Consider the following 14,618-nt stretch of genomic DNA (forward strand, 5'->3'; position numbering starts at 1 on the left):
CCGATCAGCTGTGCGCGTTGGGGGTGCCGGGCTTGCAGCGGTCCTGCTCGAGCGGCTCGAACTGCATGACCGTGCGCTCGGTCATGGTCTTGTCGCCGCCCATCAGCCCGCCGACGAGACCGCTCATCCAGGCGTGCCTGGCCTGGAGGATCACGCCGACGGACTCGCGTGAGGCGTCGTTGAGGCACGCGTTGACGGTGGACGACGTCCAGGAGCCGCTGGAATAGCGGAACTTCCCGCCGCTGAGGTTCGCGTCCCAGACGTACTTCACGCACTTGGCGGGACACGTGGTCGGAATCGCGGTGCTGCCGTTGGACCCCGGGTAGCCCTTGTCGTTGGCGGAGTAGATCATCACCCAGTCGATGTCCTGGGAGTTCATGGCCATGCCGGCGGTCTGCATTGTGTCGGCCGCCGCCTGCGCCAGGGCCGGCGCGCTCGCCGGGGTGCACGGAGGCGGGTTGGAGCTGGCCTCGCAGGTGCCCGGACCGGCGTCGGCGGCTGCCGACGCGGCGCGTGCGCCCGCGCGGGCGCTGCTGCTCATCGACACGTAGTCCTTCATGTAGAGCCCGAGCTCGACTGTGCCGAGGAGAAACGTCAACAAGATGGGCACGACCAGCGCGAACTCGACGGCCGAGGCGCCCCGCTCGCCCCGTCGCCTGCGGAATGTGCTCATCGACTGCTCCCTCGTAGACCCTGCCCCGGACGACCCACGCCCGGGCGGGATCCAGTGTGCGTCGCGTTGAGCACAGCGGTCCCGACGTTGACGCACGCTAGTGACAGCGGACCAAGGATGCGTCAGCCCAGTGGCCGGAGTTAATAGCCCGAAATGACCACTTGCGCACTAGGCAGAGTGGCGCTAACGCCCCAGCCTGGACTGGACCAGGTCGGCGAACGGACCCGCGTTGGCGGGCGACACGTCGAGGTAGAGACCGGGCTCGATGAGCTCGAGCTCGCTGACCACCCAGGCGTCCTCCCAGCGCAGGAGGTCGACGCGGAGGTAGTCGATCGGGCGCCCGAACCGCGCTGCCATGGCGTCGTACGCCTGCAGGGCGAGGTCGCCGACGTCGCCGGTCTCCACGGCCCGGACCACGCCGCCGAACTCCTCCTGGACGCGCACCTCCCCCGCGCCGGCCGGGAACTTGTCGAAGCGCTGGGTCACCCGGCCGTCGAGGACGTGGACGGAGACCTCCCCGTGGGTGTGGATCGACTCCACCAGCGGCTGTACGACGACCGCGCCGCGCTCGACGTGCGAGGCCGCCTGGTCCTCGTCGAGTCCCGCCTCGAGGATGACCAGCCCCTCGCCGCCCGCGCCCACCGCGGGCTTGACCACGGCCGTGCCCAGGCCGTCGACGGCCGCCACCAGCTGGGTGGCGCTGGTGACCCACGCCGTCGGCACGCTCGGGAGGGCGTCGAGGTCGAGCAGGTAGCGCTTGTCGTGGTTCCACGCGAAGACGTCGGCGCCGTTGAGCAGGCGGGACTGGTCGAGCGAGCCGGCCCAGGCGAGGAACTCGGTGTGCCGGTGGATGTAGTCCCAGGTGGAGCGCACCGCGACGAGGTCGGCGGCGGCCCAGTCGACCGCAGGGTCGTCCCAGCGGGCCCACGCGAAGTCGATGCCGCGGGCGGCGAGGGCGTCGTCGAGCGCTGCGGCACCCGGCTCGCCGTCGGGCAGGTCGCCGCTGGTGGCGAGCAGGACGGTCATCCGTCGGGGAGCTCGGACGCGCCGTAGAGCTCGTGCGCGACGCGGTCGCGGTTGGAGCCCTCGCGGTTGTCGCCCTTCTCGATGATCACGAGGTTGTGGTAGCAGTGCACCGCGCGGACCCACTGGTCGGTGTAGGTCGGCTCGTAGCCCTCGACGAGGAACTCCTCGTGGTTGAGGCCGTCGATGAGGTCCTTCACCAGGTCCATCGACGTGCCCGGCGCCCGCGGGTCGAGCTGGCCGCCCCAGGCGGGCCAGTAGGAGGTCTGGGTGTCCTCGATGCAGTAGATCGCGCTGTCGGGCAGCAGCGGGAAGAGGATCCGGAACGACTCGCGCACGTGGGCCGGGATGTGGCTGCCGTCGTCGATGACGACGAGCGGAGCACCCTGCTCCTCGATGATCTGCTTGAGGACCACCGGGTCGGTCTGGTCGCCGAGGTAGGTGTGGATGTGGCCCCGCGTCAGCCACGTCTTGTCCTCGATGTCGAGGCCGACGATGCGCGCCCTGGGGAAGAACCAGCGCCACATCTTCATGGACGCGCCGCTCTTGCGGCGCTTCTTGTATCCGCCGATCCCGAGCTCCAGGAGGGTGAAGGACTCACCCCGCAGGTGCTGCAGGTGCCGCTCGTAGTGGGGGGTGTACTTGTGCACGCCCCACTTGTCGGTGCGGAACTCGATGGCGAGCTCGGTCAGGTTGCTTGCCAGCAGGCGGCGCCGGCGCTCGGCCTTCCTCTGCTCCGCGGTGGGCTCGACCGGTTCGGGAGCCGGGGAGGACTGCAGACGGCCCGCCTTCTGGGCGGCCTTCTTGACGACCTCGCCGGCCCGTCGAGCAGTGGTGCGCACGTCCGAACCCTAGCCTGAGCCCCCGACCCCCGGTGCGTGGTGCCCGAACGGCACTTCCTCCACCACGCCCAGCGCGGCCAGCACCGACGGCAGCATCGCCTTCGCCGTGCGCTTGTAGCCGTGGGCACTGGGGTGGAAGCGGTCCAGGCTGAACATCTCGTCCGGGTTGCTGATGAAGAACGGGCCCACCACGTGGGCCAGCGAGACCACGCGGGCGCCCCGCTCGAGCGCGGCCGCACGCTGGGCGTCGGCGAGCTGACGCGAGGCACGCGAGCCCAGGGCGCGCAGCGGCTGCGGCACCGGGCGCAGCGCGCCGAGGTCCGGGCACGTGCCGACGACGACCTCGGCGCCGCGCGACCGCAGGGCGTCGACGGCCTCTGCGAGGTGTCGTACGGACTCGGCGACGGGCACCCGGTGGGTCACGTCGTTGCCGCCGACGACGACGACCGCCACGTCGGGACGGTACGACGGTGGCAGCGCGTCGATCTGCGCGGCGAGCATGCTGCTCTCCGATCCCACGACGGCGGCGGTCCGCAGCCGCACGGAGCGGCCGGCGTGCTTCGCGATCCCCTTCGCCAGGCGCCCGCCGAGCGTGTGCTTGGCCCGCTCCGCCCCCAGCCCGGCGGCGATCGAGTCGCCCACCACGAGGAGGTCGACCGGCTCGCCGAGCTTCTTCTTGTAGTGCCGGTCCCCCGACGGCGCCTCCTCCCCGAGCGGCTTGCCGATGGCCCGGCGCGCCTGGGCGGCCTGGCGGTGCAGCAGCTCCCGGGCGCCGTACGCCGTCCCGCCGGCGAGGCCGCCGAGGAGCGCCAGCGCGACGCCGGCCCGGGTCAGGTGGTTGCTCGACACTCCCCTCTTCAACCACGCCCGACTGAACGCCGGCTCAACCACGCGCGACAACGGGCCCAACGTCACGCCACAGTTGGGTCCACGTACTCAGGACAGCGAGCGTCGCCCGCGCCACGCTTGGCGTATGGACGCACCTGCCCTCATCCCCCGCTCCGTCCCGCCCCGCCAGCTCGCCTGGCTGCGCACCGAGCTCACCGACTGGGCCTCCGACGGCCTCATCACCGAGGAGCAGGCCGAGCGCATCGCGGTCCGCTACCGCCCCGGACTCGGCCACGCACGGGTCAACGTCGGGCGCGTGCTCCTCTACCTCGGCGGCGGCTTCGTCGGCGTCGGCCTGATCTGGCTGGTGGCCGCCAACCTCGACCAGCTCTCCCCCCTCGCCCGCTTCCTCGCCGTCGCCCTGATCTGGCTGGCCCTCCTCGTCGGCGGCGAGACCCTCGCCGCCCGCAAGGCCTCCGCTCCCGTCGTGGGCGCCGTCCGGCTGCTGGCTGCGCTGGGCATCGGAGCCGTCCTCTTCCAGGCCGCACAGTCGCTGCAGGTGCCGGCCTTCGAGCCTCGCCTGGTCGGCCTCTGGTCGGCGGCCGCCCTCGTGCACGCCTACGCCACCCGGGCCTACCTGCCGTTCCTCGTCGGCGTCGCCACCGGCGTCGGCTGGTGGTTCAGCCAGCCCCTGTGGGACGAGCCGAGCGGCCTGGCCGTCGTCCTGCTCTTCGGAGCGGGCGCGGTCCTCGCCACCAGCCTCGCGGTCCTGCACGACAAGCGCATCGAGGCCTTCGCCTGGACCTGGCGCACCGTCGGGGCCGGCATGGCCCTCCTCGCGATGTTCGTCGCCGCGATCCCCGACGTCGGCTCGGACCGGGTCACCTGGGGCTTCTGGCTCGTGGTCGCGCTGGGCGCCGCCGGCCTGTCCGCGGTCGCCGCGGCCGTGACCCGACCCGGCATCCGGGTGCTCGAGCCGGCGGGCGCGATCGCGGTGCTCGTCGTCGCGACGCTGCTGGGGCTGTGGCAGACCGGGACCGACACCTCGTCCGTGGACGCGGCCGACTGGGCGCACGCCGCCGTCTCCGTGATGGCGTACGTCGTCCTGGCCGTGGGCCTCGTCGCCCTCGGGACCGTGCGCGAGCACCCGCCGCTGGTCTGGATGGCGATGGTCGGGCTCGTGGTCTTCACGACCTTCCAGAGCTTCGCGGTGTTCGCCCCGATCGTCACCGGCGCCTGGCTCTTCGTGGTGCTGGGGACCGTCTTCCTCGGCACCGGCTTCCTCTTCGACCGGGCGCGCCGCGAGCTGGCCCACGCCCTCGACTCCGACGACACGAACTCCGACTCCACGGGAGCAGACCGATGAAACGCACCCTGACCACCGCCGCCGTCGCGGCCACCCAGCTCGTGCTGGTCGGCGTCGCCGTCGCCCCGCAGCTCTCGGCCCGGGCCACCGGCGACACCTACCTGATGCGCGTGGCGCCGCTCGACCCGATCGACCCGTTCCGGGGTGCCTACGTCTCGCTCGACTACCCCGACCTGCGGCACGACTCCTCGCAGTCGTTCGTCGACCCCGGGCTCGGCTCGCTGGACGACGGGCAGGAGGGCGACGTCTACATCTCCCTGGTGGAGGAGGACGGCGTGTGGGTCGCCGACGACTGGTCGCGCCGCCGCCCAGCGGACGGGCCCTACCTCGCGTGCGACGACCGGTCGTGGCAGATCCGCTGCGGCATCGAGAGCTGGTTCCTGCCGCAGGACGATGCGTCCCGGACCGAGGACCTGTTGCGCGACGGCGCGATCGCCGAGGTCAAGGTCGACGGCCGCGGCCACGCCGCCGTGGTCGGCGTACGCGCTCCGTGATCAGAGGCGCTCGAGCGTGACCGTGTAATAGGTCTCCTCGTCGGCGGCCATCCGGTCGGGGTCGATTGCGATCGACTTCGGCACGCCGCGCGGGGTGTAGCTGACGTCGACGGAGTCGGCCTCGGCCAACGCCTCGCGGATCATGATGTAGAGCCCGTCCATCGACCACCCGCGGCCGGCCCGCAGCCGGTGGTCGCCCCGGGTCACCTTCACGATGCGGTCGTCGCGGACCACGGTGCGCACGGCGGCCCGAGGCGCGCAGAAGCAGCTGAGCCGCACGGAGATCGCGTAGTCGTCGATCGCCTTGGCCTGCCAGTGCTGCCACGCGGTGGCGAGCTGCGGGTCCTCGTTGATCCCGGGCACGAACGGGTCCACCGGTCGTGGGTCCGCGACGGCGTACGACGGTGTGGCACCCGCACCGAGGGCGAGCGCGAGCAGGACGGTCTGGCACACACGCTTCATCGAGGTCATGGTGCTCTGACGACGAGGGTGGGGCAACGGGTTCCCCGGCGGATCAGCCTCCGGCGACCGCGGGGATGACCGAGATCTGCACGCCGTCGGGCGTCGCGGTGGCCAGCTCGTCGAGGAAGCGCACGTCGTCGTTGCCGACGTACACGTTCACGAAGCGGCGCAGGGCGCCGGCCTCGTCGAGGATGCGGCCCTTGATGCCCGAGTAGTTGGCGTCGAGGTCGTCGAGGACGGCGGCCAGGGTGTCGCCCTCGGCGCTGACCTCGGACTCACCACCGGTGTAGGTGCGCAGGATGGTGGGGATCCGGACCGAGACTGCCATGGAGCACTCCTTCTTTTCTCAGACGATGCCAGCGGCGACGAAGGCGTCATAGCTGGGGGCGATGGTGGCGAACGGGGCGACCCGGTCGGAGACCGCGTCGAGGGTCTTGAGGCCGTGGCCGGTGTTGATCACGACGGTCTCGAGCGAGGTGTCGAGCTGGCCGGACTCGACGAGCTTCTTCAGCACGCCGACCGTGGTGCCGCCGGCGGTCTCGGTGAAGATGCCCTCGGTGCGGGCGAGCAGCACGATCGCCTCGCGCACCTCGTCGTCGGCGATGTCCTCGACGGCGCCACCCGTGCGACGGCAGATGTCGAGGACGTAGATGCCGTCGGCGGGGTTGCCGATGGCAAGGCTCTTGGCGATGGTGTCGGGCTTGACCGGGCGGATCGCGTCGGTGCCCGCCTTGTAGGCGACCGAGACCGGGGAGCAGCCGGTGGCCTGGGCGCCGAAGATCTTGTAGGGCTTGTCCTCGACGAGGCCGAGCTTGATCAGCTCCTGGAAGGCCTTGTCGACCTTGGTGAGCTGCGAGCCGGACGCGACGGGGATGACGATCTGGTCGGGCAGGCGCCAGCCGAGCTGCTCGGCGATCTCGTAGCCCAGCGTCTTGGAGCCCTCGGCGTAGAAGGGGCGCACGTTGACGTTGACGAACGCCCAGCCCTCCTCCTCGCCGGCGATCTCGGAGGCGAGCTTGTTGACGTCGTCGTAGTTGCCGTCGACCGCGACGAGCCGCTCGGTGAAGACGGCCGAGTTGACCTGCTTGGGCGTCTCAAGGTTGCTCGGGATGAACACGACCGTCGGGATGCCGGCGCGGGCGCCGGCGGCGGCGACGGCGTTGGCGAGGTTGCCGGTCGAGGGGCAGGCGAAGACCTTGGCGTCGAGCTCGCGGGCCGCGCTCAGGGCGCAGGCGACGACGCGGTCCTTGAAGGAGTTGGTCGGGTTGGTCGAGTCGTCCTTGACCCAGAGCGTGTCGATGCCGAGCTCACGGGCGAGGTTCTTCGCCTCGAGCAGCCGGGTGAAGCCCGGCTCGGTGTTGGGGCTCTGCTCGATGTCGGTCGGGACCGGCAGCAGCGCCTTGTAGCGCCAGATGTTGCGGGGTCCGGCGGCGATCTCCTCGCGGGTCACCGTCGGGAAGTCGTAGGCCACCTCGAGCGGCCCGAAACACTCCGGACAGGCGTACGACGGTCCCAGCGCCACCTCGTGCCCGCACTCGCGGCAGGCCAGGGCGCGGGCGTTGCCGAAGGCCCCCTCGCGCAGTCCCTCCGAGGGGGTGGCGGATGCGTTCTCGTCCAGCAGGGTGCTCATGAAGTCCTCCTTCTCATCTGTCCCCGCGACTCTCGCGTGGGTCGGATTTGGCACCTGCTCCCATGACTGGCCGGACTGCTCCGGACAGGAGGCTCATGGGTGGTTGCCGGGACTTCAACGGGCCGTTCCCTCAGTCCCTCGTGATGAGCAGGACCAAGCCTAGGCGTGCTGTCTCACCATGTGCACACCGATTCCACGATGTGGATCGAAAAAGATCAGCGATCGCGCAGCAGGCTGCCGAGCACGTCGACGACGCCGGCGGGACCGTCGACCACCAGGTCGGCGAGGTCGACGAGGTCGGGCTGCTCGGTGGACGCCGAGCAGATCACCAGGCCGGGCAGCCCCTCCTCCCGGAGGTCACGGACAGCCTCGAAGGCCTCGATGTCGCCGAGGTCGTCGCCGCCGAAGACGATGCCCTTGGCCTGCTGCTCGGCCACGAAGGTGCGCACCGCCTGGCCCTTGTGCATGTCGCCCGAGCGGATCTCGACCACGTTGCGACCCGGCTCGATGGTGAGGTGGTGGCGCTCGGCGAGCGTGGTGAGCGGGGCGACGATCCGCTCGAAGGCACCCGTCGGGTCGTCCATCCGGCGGGTGTGCACCGCGACGGCGAGGCCCTTCTCCTCGATGTAGGCCTCGGCCGCGTCTGCCCGACGGAGGACGCCGGGCAGCTCGCGCTCGAAGCTCGCGAGGCCGGCCGGGGGCCGCGGAGAGAGGATGCGCTGCTCGGTCGAGGACCAACGCTCGTTGCCGTACTGGCCGAAGACGAAGAGCTCGGCGCCGCGGTCGAGCATGGCGTTGCCGAGCGCGTCGAGGTCGCCCATGGCGATGGCCTGCCGGGCGGGGCGACCGGTGATGACCGCGACGGCCCGGACCACCTCGGCGAGCTCGAGCAGCACACCGGGGGCACCCGGGTGCAGCCGGGCGGCCTCGGGGTCGTCGACCACCGGCGACAGCGTGCCGTCGAAGTCGAGACCGACCACGGCGCCGTCGAGGACCTCCCGGACGGCGTCGTAGTGCTCACGGGCGGCTGCGGAGGTGAACTCCATGGGCTCAGCCAACCACGCGACGCCGGTCGGCGCCGAACCGTCCCGAATCCGGGCGGTCGGCGACGGCAGGTCAGCGAGGAGCGTCGGTGGTGAGGATGACTGTCAGCCGGTCGCGCTTCATCACGCCCACGGCGGGAGCCGTGCGCTTGATGCCGAGGTCGAGGGCCAGCTGCTTGCCGGCCGCCTTGAGCCGGGGCGGGAAGTAGACCGTCGTGGTCGGGATGACGCCGTACCAGTTGTCCTCGCCGACGACCGCCCAGCCGACCTGGGTGGCCTTGGCCGCGGTGCCGGCGGCGAGGCCCTTGATGCCGGAGTTGTTGAACACCTCGACGTAGACCTCGCCGCGCTTGAGCTGCGGCGTCGGCTTGGGCGTCGGGGTGCTGCTCGGGGTCGGCTCCTCGCTCGGCGACTGGTCGGCGCTGGCGATCGTCGCGGTGTCGACGCGGCGCTCGGTCGGCGCCTCGTCGCGGGTCGCGAGGAAGGTGATCGAGGCCATCGCGACGGCGATGACCGACAGCATCACGAGAGGGGACGGGAAGGCGACGCCCTGCTCGTCACGAGGACGGAGGGAGGGGCGGCCCGGACTGGGGAAGGAGGCCATGGGGAAGATGCCGATCGTGAGGTGGGTGGTCAGATCTCGCGGTGTCAGATCTCGAAGCCGAGGCGGCGGGCGGAGCGCTGGCGCTGGCGCGAGGCACGCAGCCGGCGGAGGCGGCGGACCAGCAGCGGGTCGGCCTCGAGGGCCTCGGGGCGGTCGATGAGGGCGTTGAGGACCTGGTAGTAGCGGGTGGAGGACATGTCGAACTTCTCGCGGACGGCCTGCTCCTTGGCACCGGCGTACTTCCACCAGTGGCGCTCGAACTCGAGGATCTCGCGGTCGCGGTCGCTCAGCCCGGCAACAGTCTCCTGCTCGGCTGCGATGTGCTTCGCTGCGTCCATGTGACTCTCCTCGTCGACCCCACGTCCACCCGGTTGCGAGTGGACTGCGGTCAGTCTAGGCGACGAACGACAACGATGTCATTCGCCTCCGGCGAGTCGTCTGGACAAACCCGAGGTTCTTCCGCGATGGCACGCAAGGGGCACCGGAGGGACACCGCGGGGTGAGCTGCACGTCACCGGGGCTCGATAGGGTCGCGGGGTGAGCCCGACTCCGCAGGCAGACCTCGTGATCGTGGCCAACCGGCTGCCGGTGGACCGCGTCCACCTGCCCGACGGCGAGGTGTCGTGGCGGCGCTCCCCCGGCGGGCTCGTCTCCGCCCTCGAGCCGGTGATGCGCGCCAACGACGGCGCCTGGATCGGCTGGCCGGGTGCCGCCGACGACGACGCGTTCGAGCCGTTCGTCGAGGACGGGCTCTCCCTGGTGCCGGTGTCGATGAGCGCGCAGGAGGTCGAGGAGTTCTACGAGGGCTTCTCCAACGGCACCCTGTGGCCGCTCTACCACGACGTGGTCGCCAAGCCGGAGTTCCACCGCGAGTGGTGGGAGTCCTACGTCGCGGTCAACCAGCGCTTCGCCGACAAGGCCGCCGAGGTCGCCGCCGACCATGCGACGGTCTGGGTGCAGGACTACCAGCTCCAGCTCGTGCCGCAGATGCTCCGCGACCAGCGGCCCGACCTGCGCATCGGCTTCTACCTCCACATCCCGTTCCCGCCGGCCGAGCTGTTCTCCCAGCTGCCGTGGCGCCGCCAGATCCTCGAGGGGCTGCTGGGCGCCGACCTGATCGGCTTCCAGCTGCCGGGCGCCGCGGCCAACTTCGTACGCCTCGTGCGCAGCCGGGTGGGCCACAAGACGCACCGCGACACCATCTACCTCCCCGACGGACGACCTGTGAAGGCGACCGCCTTCCCGATCTCGATCGACACCGCCGGCTTCGAGGAGCTGGCCCGGTCCGAGAGCGTGGAGAAGCGGGCGGCGGAGATCCGCGAGGCGCTGGGCAACCCGCGCCGGATCTTCCTGGGCGTCGACCGGCTCGACTACACTAAGGGCATCTACTCGCGGCTGCGCGCCTTCGGCGAGCTCGTGCGCGACCGCAAGCTCGACGTCGAGGACGCCGTCTTCCTGCAGGTGGCCACGCCGTCGCGCGAGCGGGTCGAGCAGTACCGCATCCTCCGCGAGGAGATCGAGCGCCTCGTCGGCGGGATCAACGGCGACCACGGCCGCATCGGCCGCCCGGCGATCTCCTACATGCACTCCTCCTACCCGCGCGAGGAGATGGCCGCGCTCTACCGCGCGGCCGACATCATGGTGGTCACGCCCTTCCGCGACGGGATGAACCTCGTCGCCAAGGAGTACGTCGCCTGCCGGGTCGACGACGACGGCGCGCTCGTGCTCTCGGAGTTCGCCGGCGCGGCCCAGGAGCTTCGGCAGGCGTGGCTGGTCAACCCCTACGACATCGACGGGATGAAGGCCGCCCTGCTCGAGGCCTACGCCGCCGACGAGAAGGACGTCTCGCGCCGGATGCGGGCCATGCGCAAGACCGTCGTCCAGAACGACGTGGCCAAGTGGGCCCGCGACTTCCTCCAGGAGCTCGAGGCGCTGCCCGAGCACCACGACAAGACCGTACGGCAGTCGCGCTCGCGCTGAGGTCAGGCGGTCTGTTCGGCCGACGCGGCGGCGGTGGCGTCCTGCGCCACCATGATCTCCTCGATCTCCTTGACCAGGCGCGGGGCGAGCCGCGGCCAGGACGGGTCGTAGCCGTAGGTCTCGGCCAGGCCCACCGCCGAGCGGGTGCCGTCGAGGATGTCGACGTCGCGCGGGGCGATCAGTCCCGGGTGCACGACACCCACGGCCTCCGAGACCTTGAGCAGGTCGCGGCGCATCGACCGGATGTAGTTGGCCGCGCGGACGCTCTTGAGGCTGACGTCGAGACCGCGGGTGTAGCGCGGGTTCTGCGTGGCGATGCCCACCGGGCAGTGGTCGGTGTGGCACTTCTGGGCCTGGATGCAGCCGATCGACATCATCGCCTCGCGGCCGGCGTTGACCATGTCGACACCGAGCGCGAAGGCGACCACCGCGTTCTCCGGGATGCCGAGCTTGCCGGCGCCGACGAAGACCACGTCGTCGCACAGCCCAGCGGCCGCGAACCGCTTGTAGACCTCGGCGAACCCGATCCGGAAGGGGTAGGCCACGGAGTCGGCGAAGATCATCGGCGCGGCACCCGTGCCGCCCTCGCCGCCGTCGATGTTGACGAAGTCGACGCCCCGGCCACCACGCGACATCTCGGTGACGAGCTCGTCCCACATCGTCAAGTTGCCCACGGCCGACTTGATGCCGACCGGCAGCCCGGTCGCCTGGGCGACCGACTCGACGAAGTCGAGCATCGAGTCGACGTCGTGGAAGACCGCGTGACGACTGGGCGAGGCGCAGTCGACGCCCTCGGGGATGCCGCGGATCTCGGCGATCTCCTTGCTCACCTTCTCGCCCGGGAGCATGCCGCCGAGGCCCGGCTTGGCGCCCTGGCTCAGCTTGACCTCGATGGCCCGGACCGGTGCCGACTGCACGAGGTCGACGAGGCGGCCGAGGTCGAAGCGGCCGTGCTCGTCGCGGCAGCCGAAGTAGGACGTGCCGATCTGGAAGACCACGTCGCCGCCGTGGCGGTGGTGCGGCGACAGCGCGCCCTCACCGGTGTTCTGCAGGCAACCGGCCATCGCGGCGCCCTTGTTCAGGGACTCGATGGCCTTGCCCGACAGCGAGCCGAAGCTCATCCCGGAGATGTTGACCACGGAGCTCGGCCGGAAGGCGTGCGTACGGCCGCGCGGGCCGCCCATCACCTTCGCGCACGGCAGCACGATCTCCTCCTGGGCGTGCGGCATCACCGCGGCACCCGGACCGGTGAAGGTGCGGTGCTTGATGATCGGGTAGCCCTCGCCGTTCTCGACGTCGTTGTCGGTGCCGAACCCGAAGTAGTTGTTCTCCAGCTTCGAGCTGGCATAGACCCAGCGCCGCTGGTCGCGGCTGAACGGTCGCTCCTCGTCGTTGTTGGTGACGATGTACTGCCGCAGCTCGGGCCCGAACCTCTCCAGGAAGAAGCGGGCATGGCCGACCACCGGGAAGTTGCGGATGATCGCGTGCTTGCTCTGGACCAGGTCGTGCACCGTCGTGGCGGCCGCAGCCGCAGCGGTGCCGCCCAGGATCGCGTACCTCCACCTCATGGGTCGTTCCTAGCCCTCGCGACACGGGTTGTCGAGGCTAGGCGAGCTCCCCGCGTGCCAGGCTCACACCCGAGTGGGTGGGGTCGCCGTCGTCGGGCTCGACCGAGATGTCGACGATCCGGTAGCCCTCGTCGATCAGGCCGAGGGGGACGTCGAACTCGCCGGTGTCGCCCTCGGCGAGCACGCCCAGCGCGACCATGCGCGACCCGTCGACGTTGATCAGCCACACCTCGTGGAAGCCGTCCTCGTCGCCGAGCTCGCGGGCCGCGACCCGCAGCGTCACGGTGTCCTTGGAGCGTACGGCGCTCGCCTCGCCCCGCGGGGCGTCGCTGTCGAGCGCGGTCAGGTCGGCGGCGGCCACCACCGTGCCGCGGTCAACCGGCGGGGCCGGGTCGTCGACGCTGAGCCGGCCACCGACGACGCCGGCGACCAGGGTCACCGCGGCCGCGGCGCCGGCCAGCCAGAGCGGCACGCCGCTGCGACGTCGCTCGGCGGCGGCGATCGGGACGACGGGCGCCGCTGCCGGAGGCTGCTCGGAGCGTCGGGCCTCGGCGAGCACCCGTGCGCGTACGCCGGCGGGCGCGGGCGTCAGCGGCTCGCCGGCGGCAGCGAGGTCGTGCACGTCGGAGAGTGCCTCGACGAGTGCACGGCACTCGGCACAGGCGTCGACGTGGGTGCGCACGTCGGCGTCGACCTCGGCAGGGTCGAGGGCGAGGCCCGCGAGGACCTCGAGATCAGGATGAGCCATCGCGCACCTCCTCCAGTCGTCGGTGCAGCTCGATCAGGCCGCGCCGCAGGTGGCTCTTGACGGTGCCCAGGGGTAGTTCGGTGCGCTCGGCGATCTGGATGTGGGTGAGGTCGTCCCAGAAGGCGAGCCGCAGGATCGTGCCACGCGGGTCGGCCATCTCCTCGACCGCCTGCCGCACGACCAGGCGCTCGGCGAGGTCGGCGTCCTCACCGTCGCGGTCCGGAGCGGCCGCGACGACGGCCACCGACCGGCGTACGTCTCGGGCGCGCTCGGCACGGCGGTCGGCCACCTTGTGGCGAGCGATGCCGATCAGCCAGCCCGGCAGGGCCCCCGGCGACGGGGTGAGGGTGTGACGGCTGCGCCACGCCGCGATGAACACCTGCTGCGTGACCTCCTCGGCGTCGTGCGAGTCACCGAGAGCACGGAGGGCGTAGGTGTGCACGAGCGCGGACCAGCGGTCGAAGACCTCGGCGAGGCCGTCGGGGTCGCCGGAGACCAGCCGTCGGGCGAGCACGGTGACGGCGTCGTCGTGCGCCTCCCCCACCAGCGCTCCGTCGGTCACGGGGTCACCGTAACGAAGCCGTCGCGGGACGGGGAGGGTGACCGCGGACGTTGCGCCCGACACCACGCCTCCCCGTCCCCACACTCCGCCTCCGTCAGAGGTCGATCGGGCGCAGCACGTGGTCGATGCCGTGCGCGACCTGCTTGTTGCCCTTGTTGAGGTCGAGGGCCTTGAGCACGGCCATCGGGTCGGTGTCGTTCTTGTCCTTGTCCTTGAGCGTGACGGACACGCTCGGCTTGGTGCGGACCTTGACCTTGATGGTCTTGCCGGCCGCGGTCATCAGCTTGGCGCCGTTGGCCTTGAGGACCTTGTTGCTGGTGAGGGTCTTGCCAGGGACGACGTGGTAGAGCAGCACCGTCTCGATGGTGTCCACACCGGCGAGGCCGACGAGCGTGTCGAAGATCTTCTTCTCGCTCTTGATGTTCTGGCCGGTGAGGTCCTTGGCGAGCAGGCGGAAGGCCTGGTCGGTCGGGGCGAACACCGTGAGCCGCTTCGACCCGTCGGCGAGCAGCGCGACCGGGGAGTCCGGCTTCGCCGCGACCACCGCGAGCGCTGCCTCGGTCACGATGTCGAAGTCGGACTTGTCCTTGTCGAACTGGTTGCCGTCGGACGTCAGCAGTGCGGCGAGGCTGTCCTCGCCGGCGGCCTTGGCGCTGGCCGCGGGGGCCGTTGCCGTGACGGCACCGAGGGCGAGGGCCGAGACGGCCAGGATGGCGGGAACGCGACGCTTCATGGGGCAGTCCTTCCGTCGGGGGCGCCCGATGTGGCGCCCTGTCAGCCCCTTCTCCCGCCGGA

General features: G+C 71.1%; 17 protein-coding genes and 1 riboswitch. Of the genes, 3 read left to right on the forward strand and 14 right to left on the reverse strand.

Translation table 11 applies throughout. From position 1 onward, the window contains the following. Positions 1–4: 4 nt before the first annotated feature. The 4 genes from J2X46_RS04145 to J2X46_RS04160 form a co-directional block, all read right to left on the reverse strand. Positions 5–673, reverse strand: a complete 669-nt coding sequence (locus tag J2X46_RS04145; protein WP_310247237.1) for a pilus assembly protein — start codon at positions 671–673, stop codon at positions 5–7. Between the two features lie 183 nt (positions 674–856). Further along, positions 857–1,699 (reverse strand): hypothetical protein, encoded by an 843-nt coding sequence (locus tag J2X46_RS04150; RefSeq protein ID WP_310247240.1) that lies wholly within the window; start codon positions 1,697–1,699, stop codon positions 857–859. Then, entirely contained in the window at positions 1,696–2,538 is an 843-nt protein-coding gene (locus J2X46_RS04155; RefSeq protein ID WP_310247242.1) for a hypothetical protein, read from the reverse strand. Before J2X46_RS04155 ends, J2X46_RS04150 begins: the two co-directional genes overlap by 4 nt. A 9-nt stretch (positions 2,539–2,547) precedes the next feature. Beyond that, positions 2,548–3,387, reverse strand: a complete 840-nt coding sequence (locus J2X46_RS04160) for an SGNH/GDSL hydrolase family protein (RefSeq protein ID WP_310247244.1) — start codon at positions 3,385–3,387, stop codon at positions 2,548–2,550. A gap of 124 nt (positions 3,388–3,511) precedes the next feature. Between J2X46_RS04160 and J2X46_RS04165 the strand changes: the two genes are divergently transcribed. Both J2X46_RS04165 and J2X46_RS04170 read left to right on the forward strand, forming a co-directional pair. Next, on the forward strand, positions 3,512–4,732 hold the full coding sequence (locus tag J2X46_RS04165) for a DUF2157 domain-containing protein (protein WP_310247247.1): 1,221 nt from the start codon (positions 3,512–3,514) through the stop codon (positions 4,730–4,732). Further along, positions 4,729–5,226, forward strand: a complete 498-nt coding sequence (locus J2X46_RS04170) for a GDYXXLXY domain-containing protein (protein ID WP_310247250.1) — start codon at positions 4,729–4,731, stop codon at positions 5,224–5,226. Before J2X46_RS04165 ends, J2X46_RS04170 begins: the two co-directional genes overlap by 4 nt. On the opposite strand, the gene J2X46_RS04175 is transcribed toward J2X46_RS04170, so the two are convergent. From J2X46_RS04175 to J2X46_RS04200, 6 genes are all read right to left on the reverse strand, one after another. Next, entirely contained in the window at positions 5,227–5,688 is a 462-nt protein-coding gene (locus J2X46_RS04175; RefSeq protein ID WP_310247254.1) for a DUF6174 domain-containing protein, read from the reverse strand. A 52-nt stretch (positions 5,689–5,740) separates the two neighbouring features. Further along, positions 5,741–6,016 carry a MoaD/ThiS family protein gene (locus J2X46_RS04180; protein WP_310247256.1) on the reverse strand — a complete coding sequence of 92 codons (276 nt, stop codon included), beginning with the start codon at positions 6,014–6,016 and terminating at the stop codon, positions 5,741–5,743. Positions 6,017–6,034: 18 nt separating this feature from the next. Continuing rightward, complete coding sequence (gene thrC, locus J2X46_RS04185; RefSeq protein WP_310247258.1) at positions 6,035–7,318, reverse strand: threonine synthase; 1,284 nt, start codon at positions 7,316–7,318, stop codon at positions 6,035–6,037. Between the two features lie 10 nt (positions 7,319–7,328). Continuing rightward, positions 7,329–7,468: riboswitch (SAM riboswitch) on the reverse strand. 65 nt (positions 7,469–7,533) lie between these two features. Beyond that, positions 7,534–8,364, reverse strand: a complete 831-nt coding sequence (otsB, locus tag J2X46_RS04190) for a trehalose-phosphatase (RefSeq protein WP_310247261.1) — start codon at positions 8,362–8,364, stop codon at positions 7,534–7,536. A 70-nt stretch (positions 8,365–8,434) separates the two neighbouring features. After that, positions 8,435–8,965: a LytR C-terminal domain-containing protein gene (locus J2X46_RS04195; RefSeq protein ID WP_310247263.1), complete on the reverse strand. Its 531-nt coding sequence runs from the start codon at positions 8,963–8,965 to the stop codon at positions 8,435–8,437. A 44-nt stretch (positions 8,966–9,009) separates the two neighbouring features. Further along, entirely contained in the window at positions 9,010–9,303 is a 294-nt protein-coding gene (locus J2X46_RS04200) for a DUF3263 domain-containing protein (RefSeq protein WP_310247264.1), read from the reverse strand. Between the two features lie 199 nt (positions 9,304–9,502). Between J2X46_RS04200 and J2X46_RS04205 the strand changes: the two genes are divergently transcribed. Beyond that, positions 9,503–10,945, forward strand: a complete 1,443-nt coding sequence (locus J2X46_RS04205) for a trehalose-6-phosphate synthase (protein WP_310247265.1) — start codon at positions 9,503–9,505, stop codon at positions 10,943–10,945. Positions 10,946–10,947: 2 nt separating this feature from the next. Here J2X46_RS04205 and J2X46_RS04210 read toward each other — a convergent pair whose 3' ends face one another. From J2X46_RS04210 to J2X46_RS04225, 4 genes are all read right to left on the reverse strand, one after another. Next, positions 10,948–12,513, reverse strand: a complete 1,566-nt coding sequence (locus J2X46_RS04210) for an FMN-binding glutamate synthase family protein (RefSeq protein WP_310247266.1) — start codon at positions 12,511–12,513, stop codon at positions 10,948–10,950. Positions 12,514–12,550: 37 nt separating this feature from the next. Next, positions 12,551–13,261, reverse strand: a complete 711-nt coding sequence (locus J2X46_RS04215) for an anti-sigma factor (RefSeq protein ID WP_310247267.1) — start codon at positions 13,259–13,261, stop codon at positions 12,551–12,553. Next, a complete protein-coding gene (locus J2X46_RS04220; RefSeq protein WP_310247270.1) occupies positions 13,248–13,823 on the reverse strand; it encodes a sigma-70 family RNA polymerase sigma factor in 576 nt (191 codons plus the stop codon). Before J2X46_RS04220 ends, J2X46_RS04215 begins: the two co-directional genes overlap by 14 nt. Positions 13,824–13,917: 94 nt before the next feature. After that, on the reverse strand, positions 13,918–14,556 hold the full coding sequence (locus J2X46_RS04225; protein ID WP_310247273.1) for a fasciclin domain-containing protein: 639 nt from the start codon (positions 14,554–14,556) through the stop codon (positions 13,918–13,920). Positions 14,557–14,618: the final 62 nt, after the last annotated feature.

It is taken from the genome of Nocardioides sp. BE266 (assembly GCF_031457855.1).
Classification (GTDB): Bacteria; Actinomycetota; Actinomycetes; order Propionibacteriales; family Nocardioidaceae; genus Nocardioides.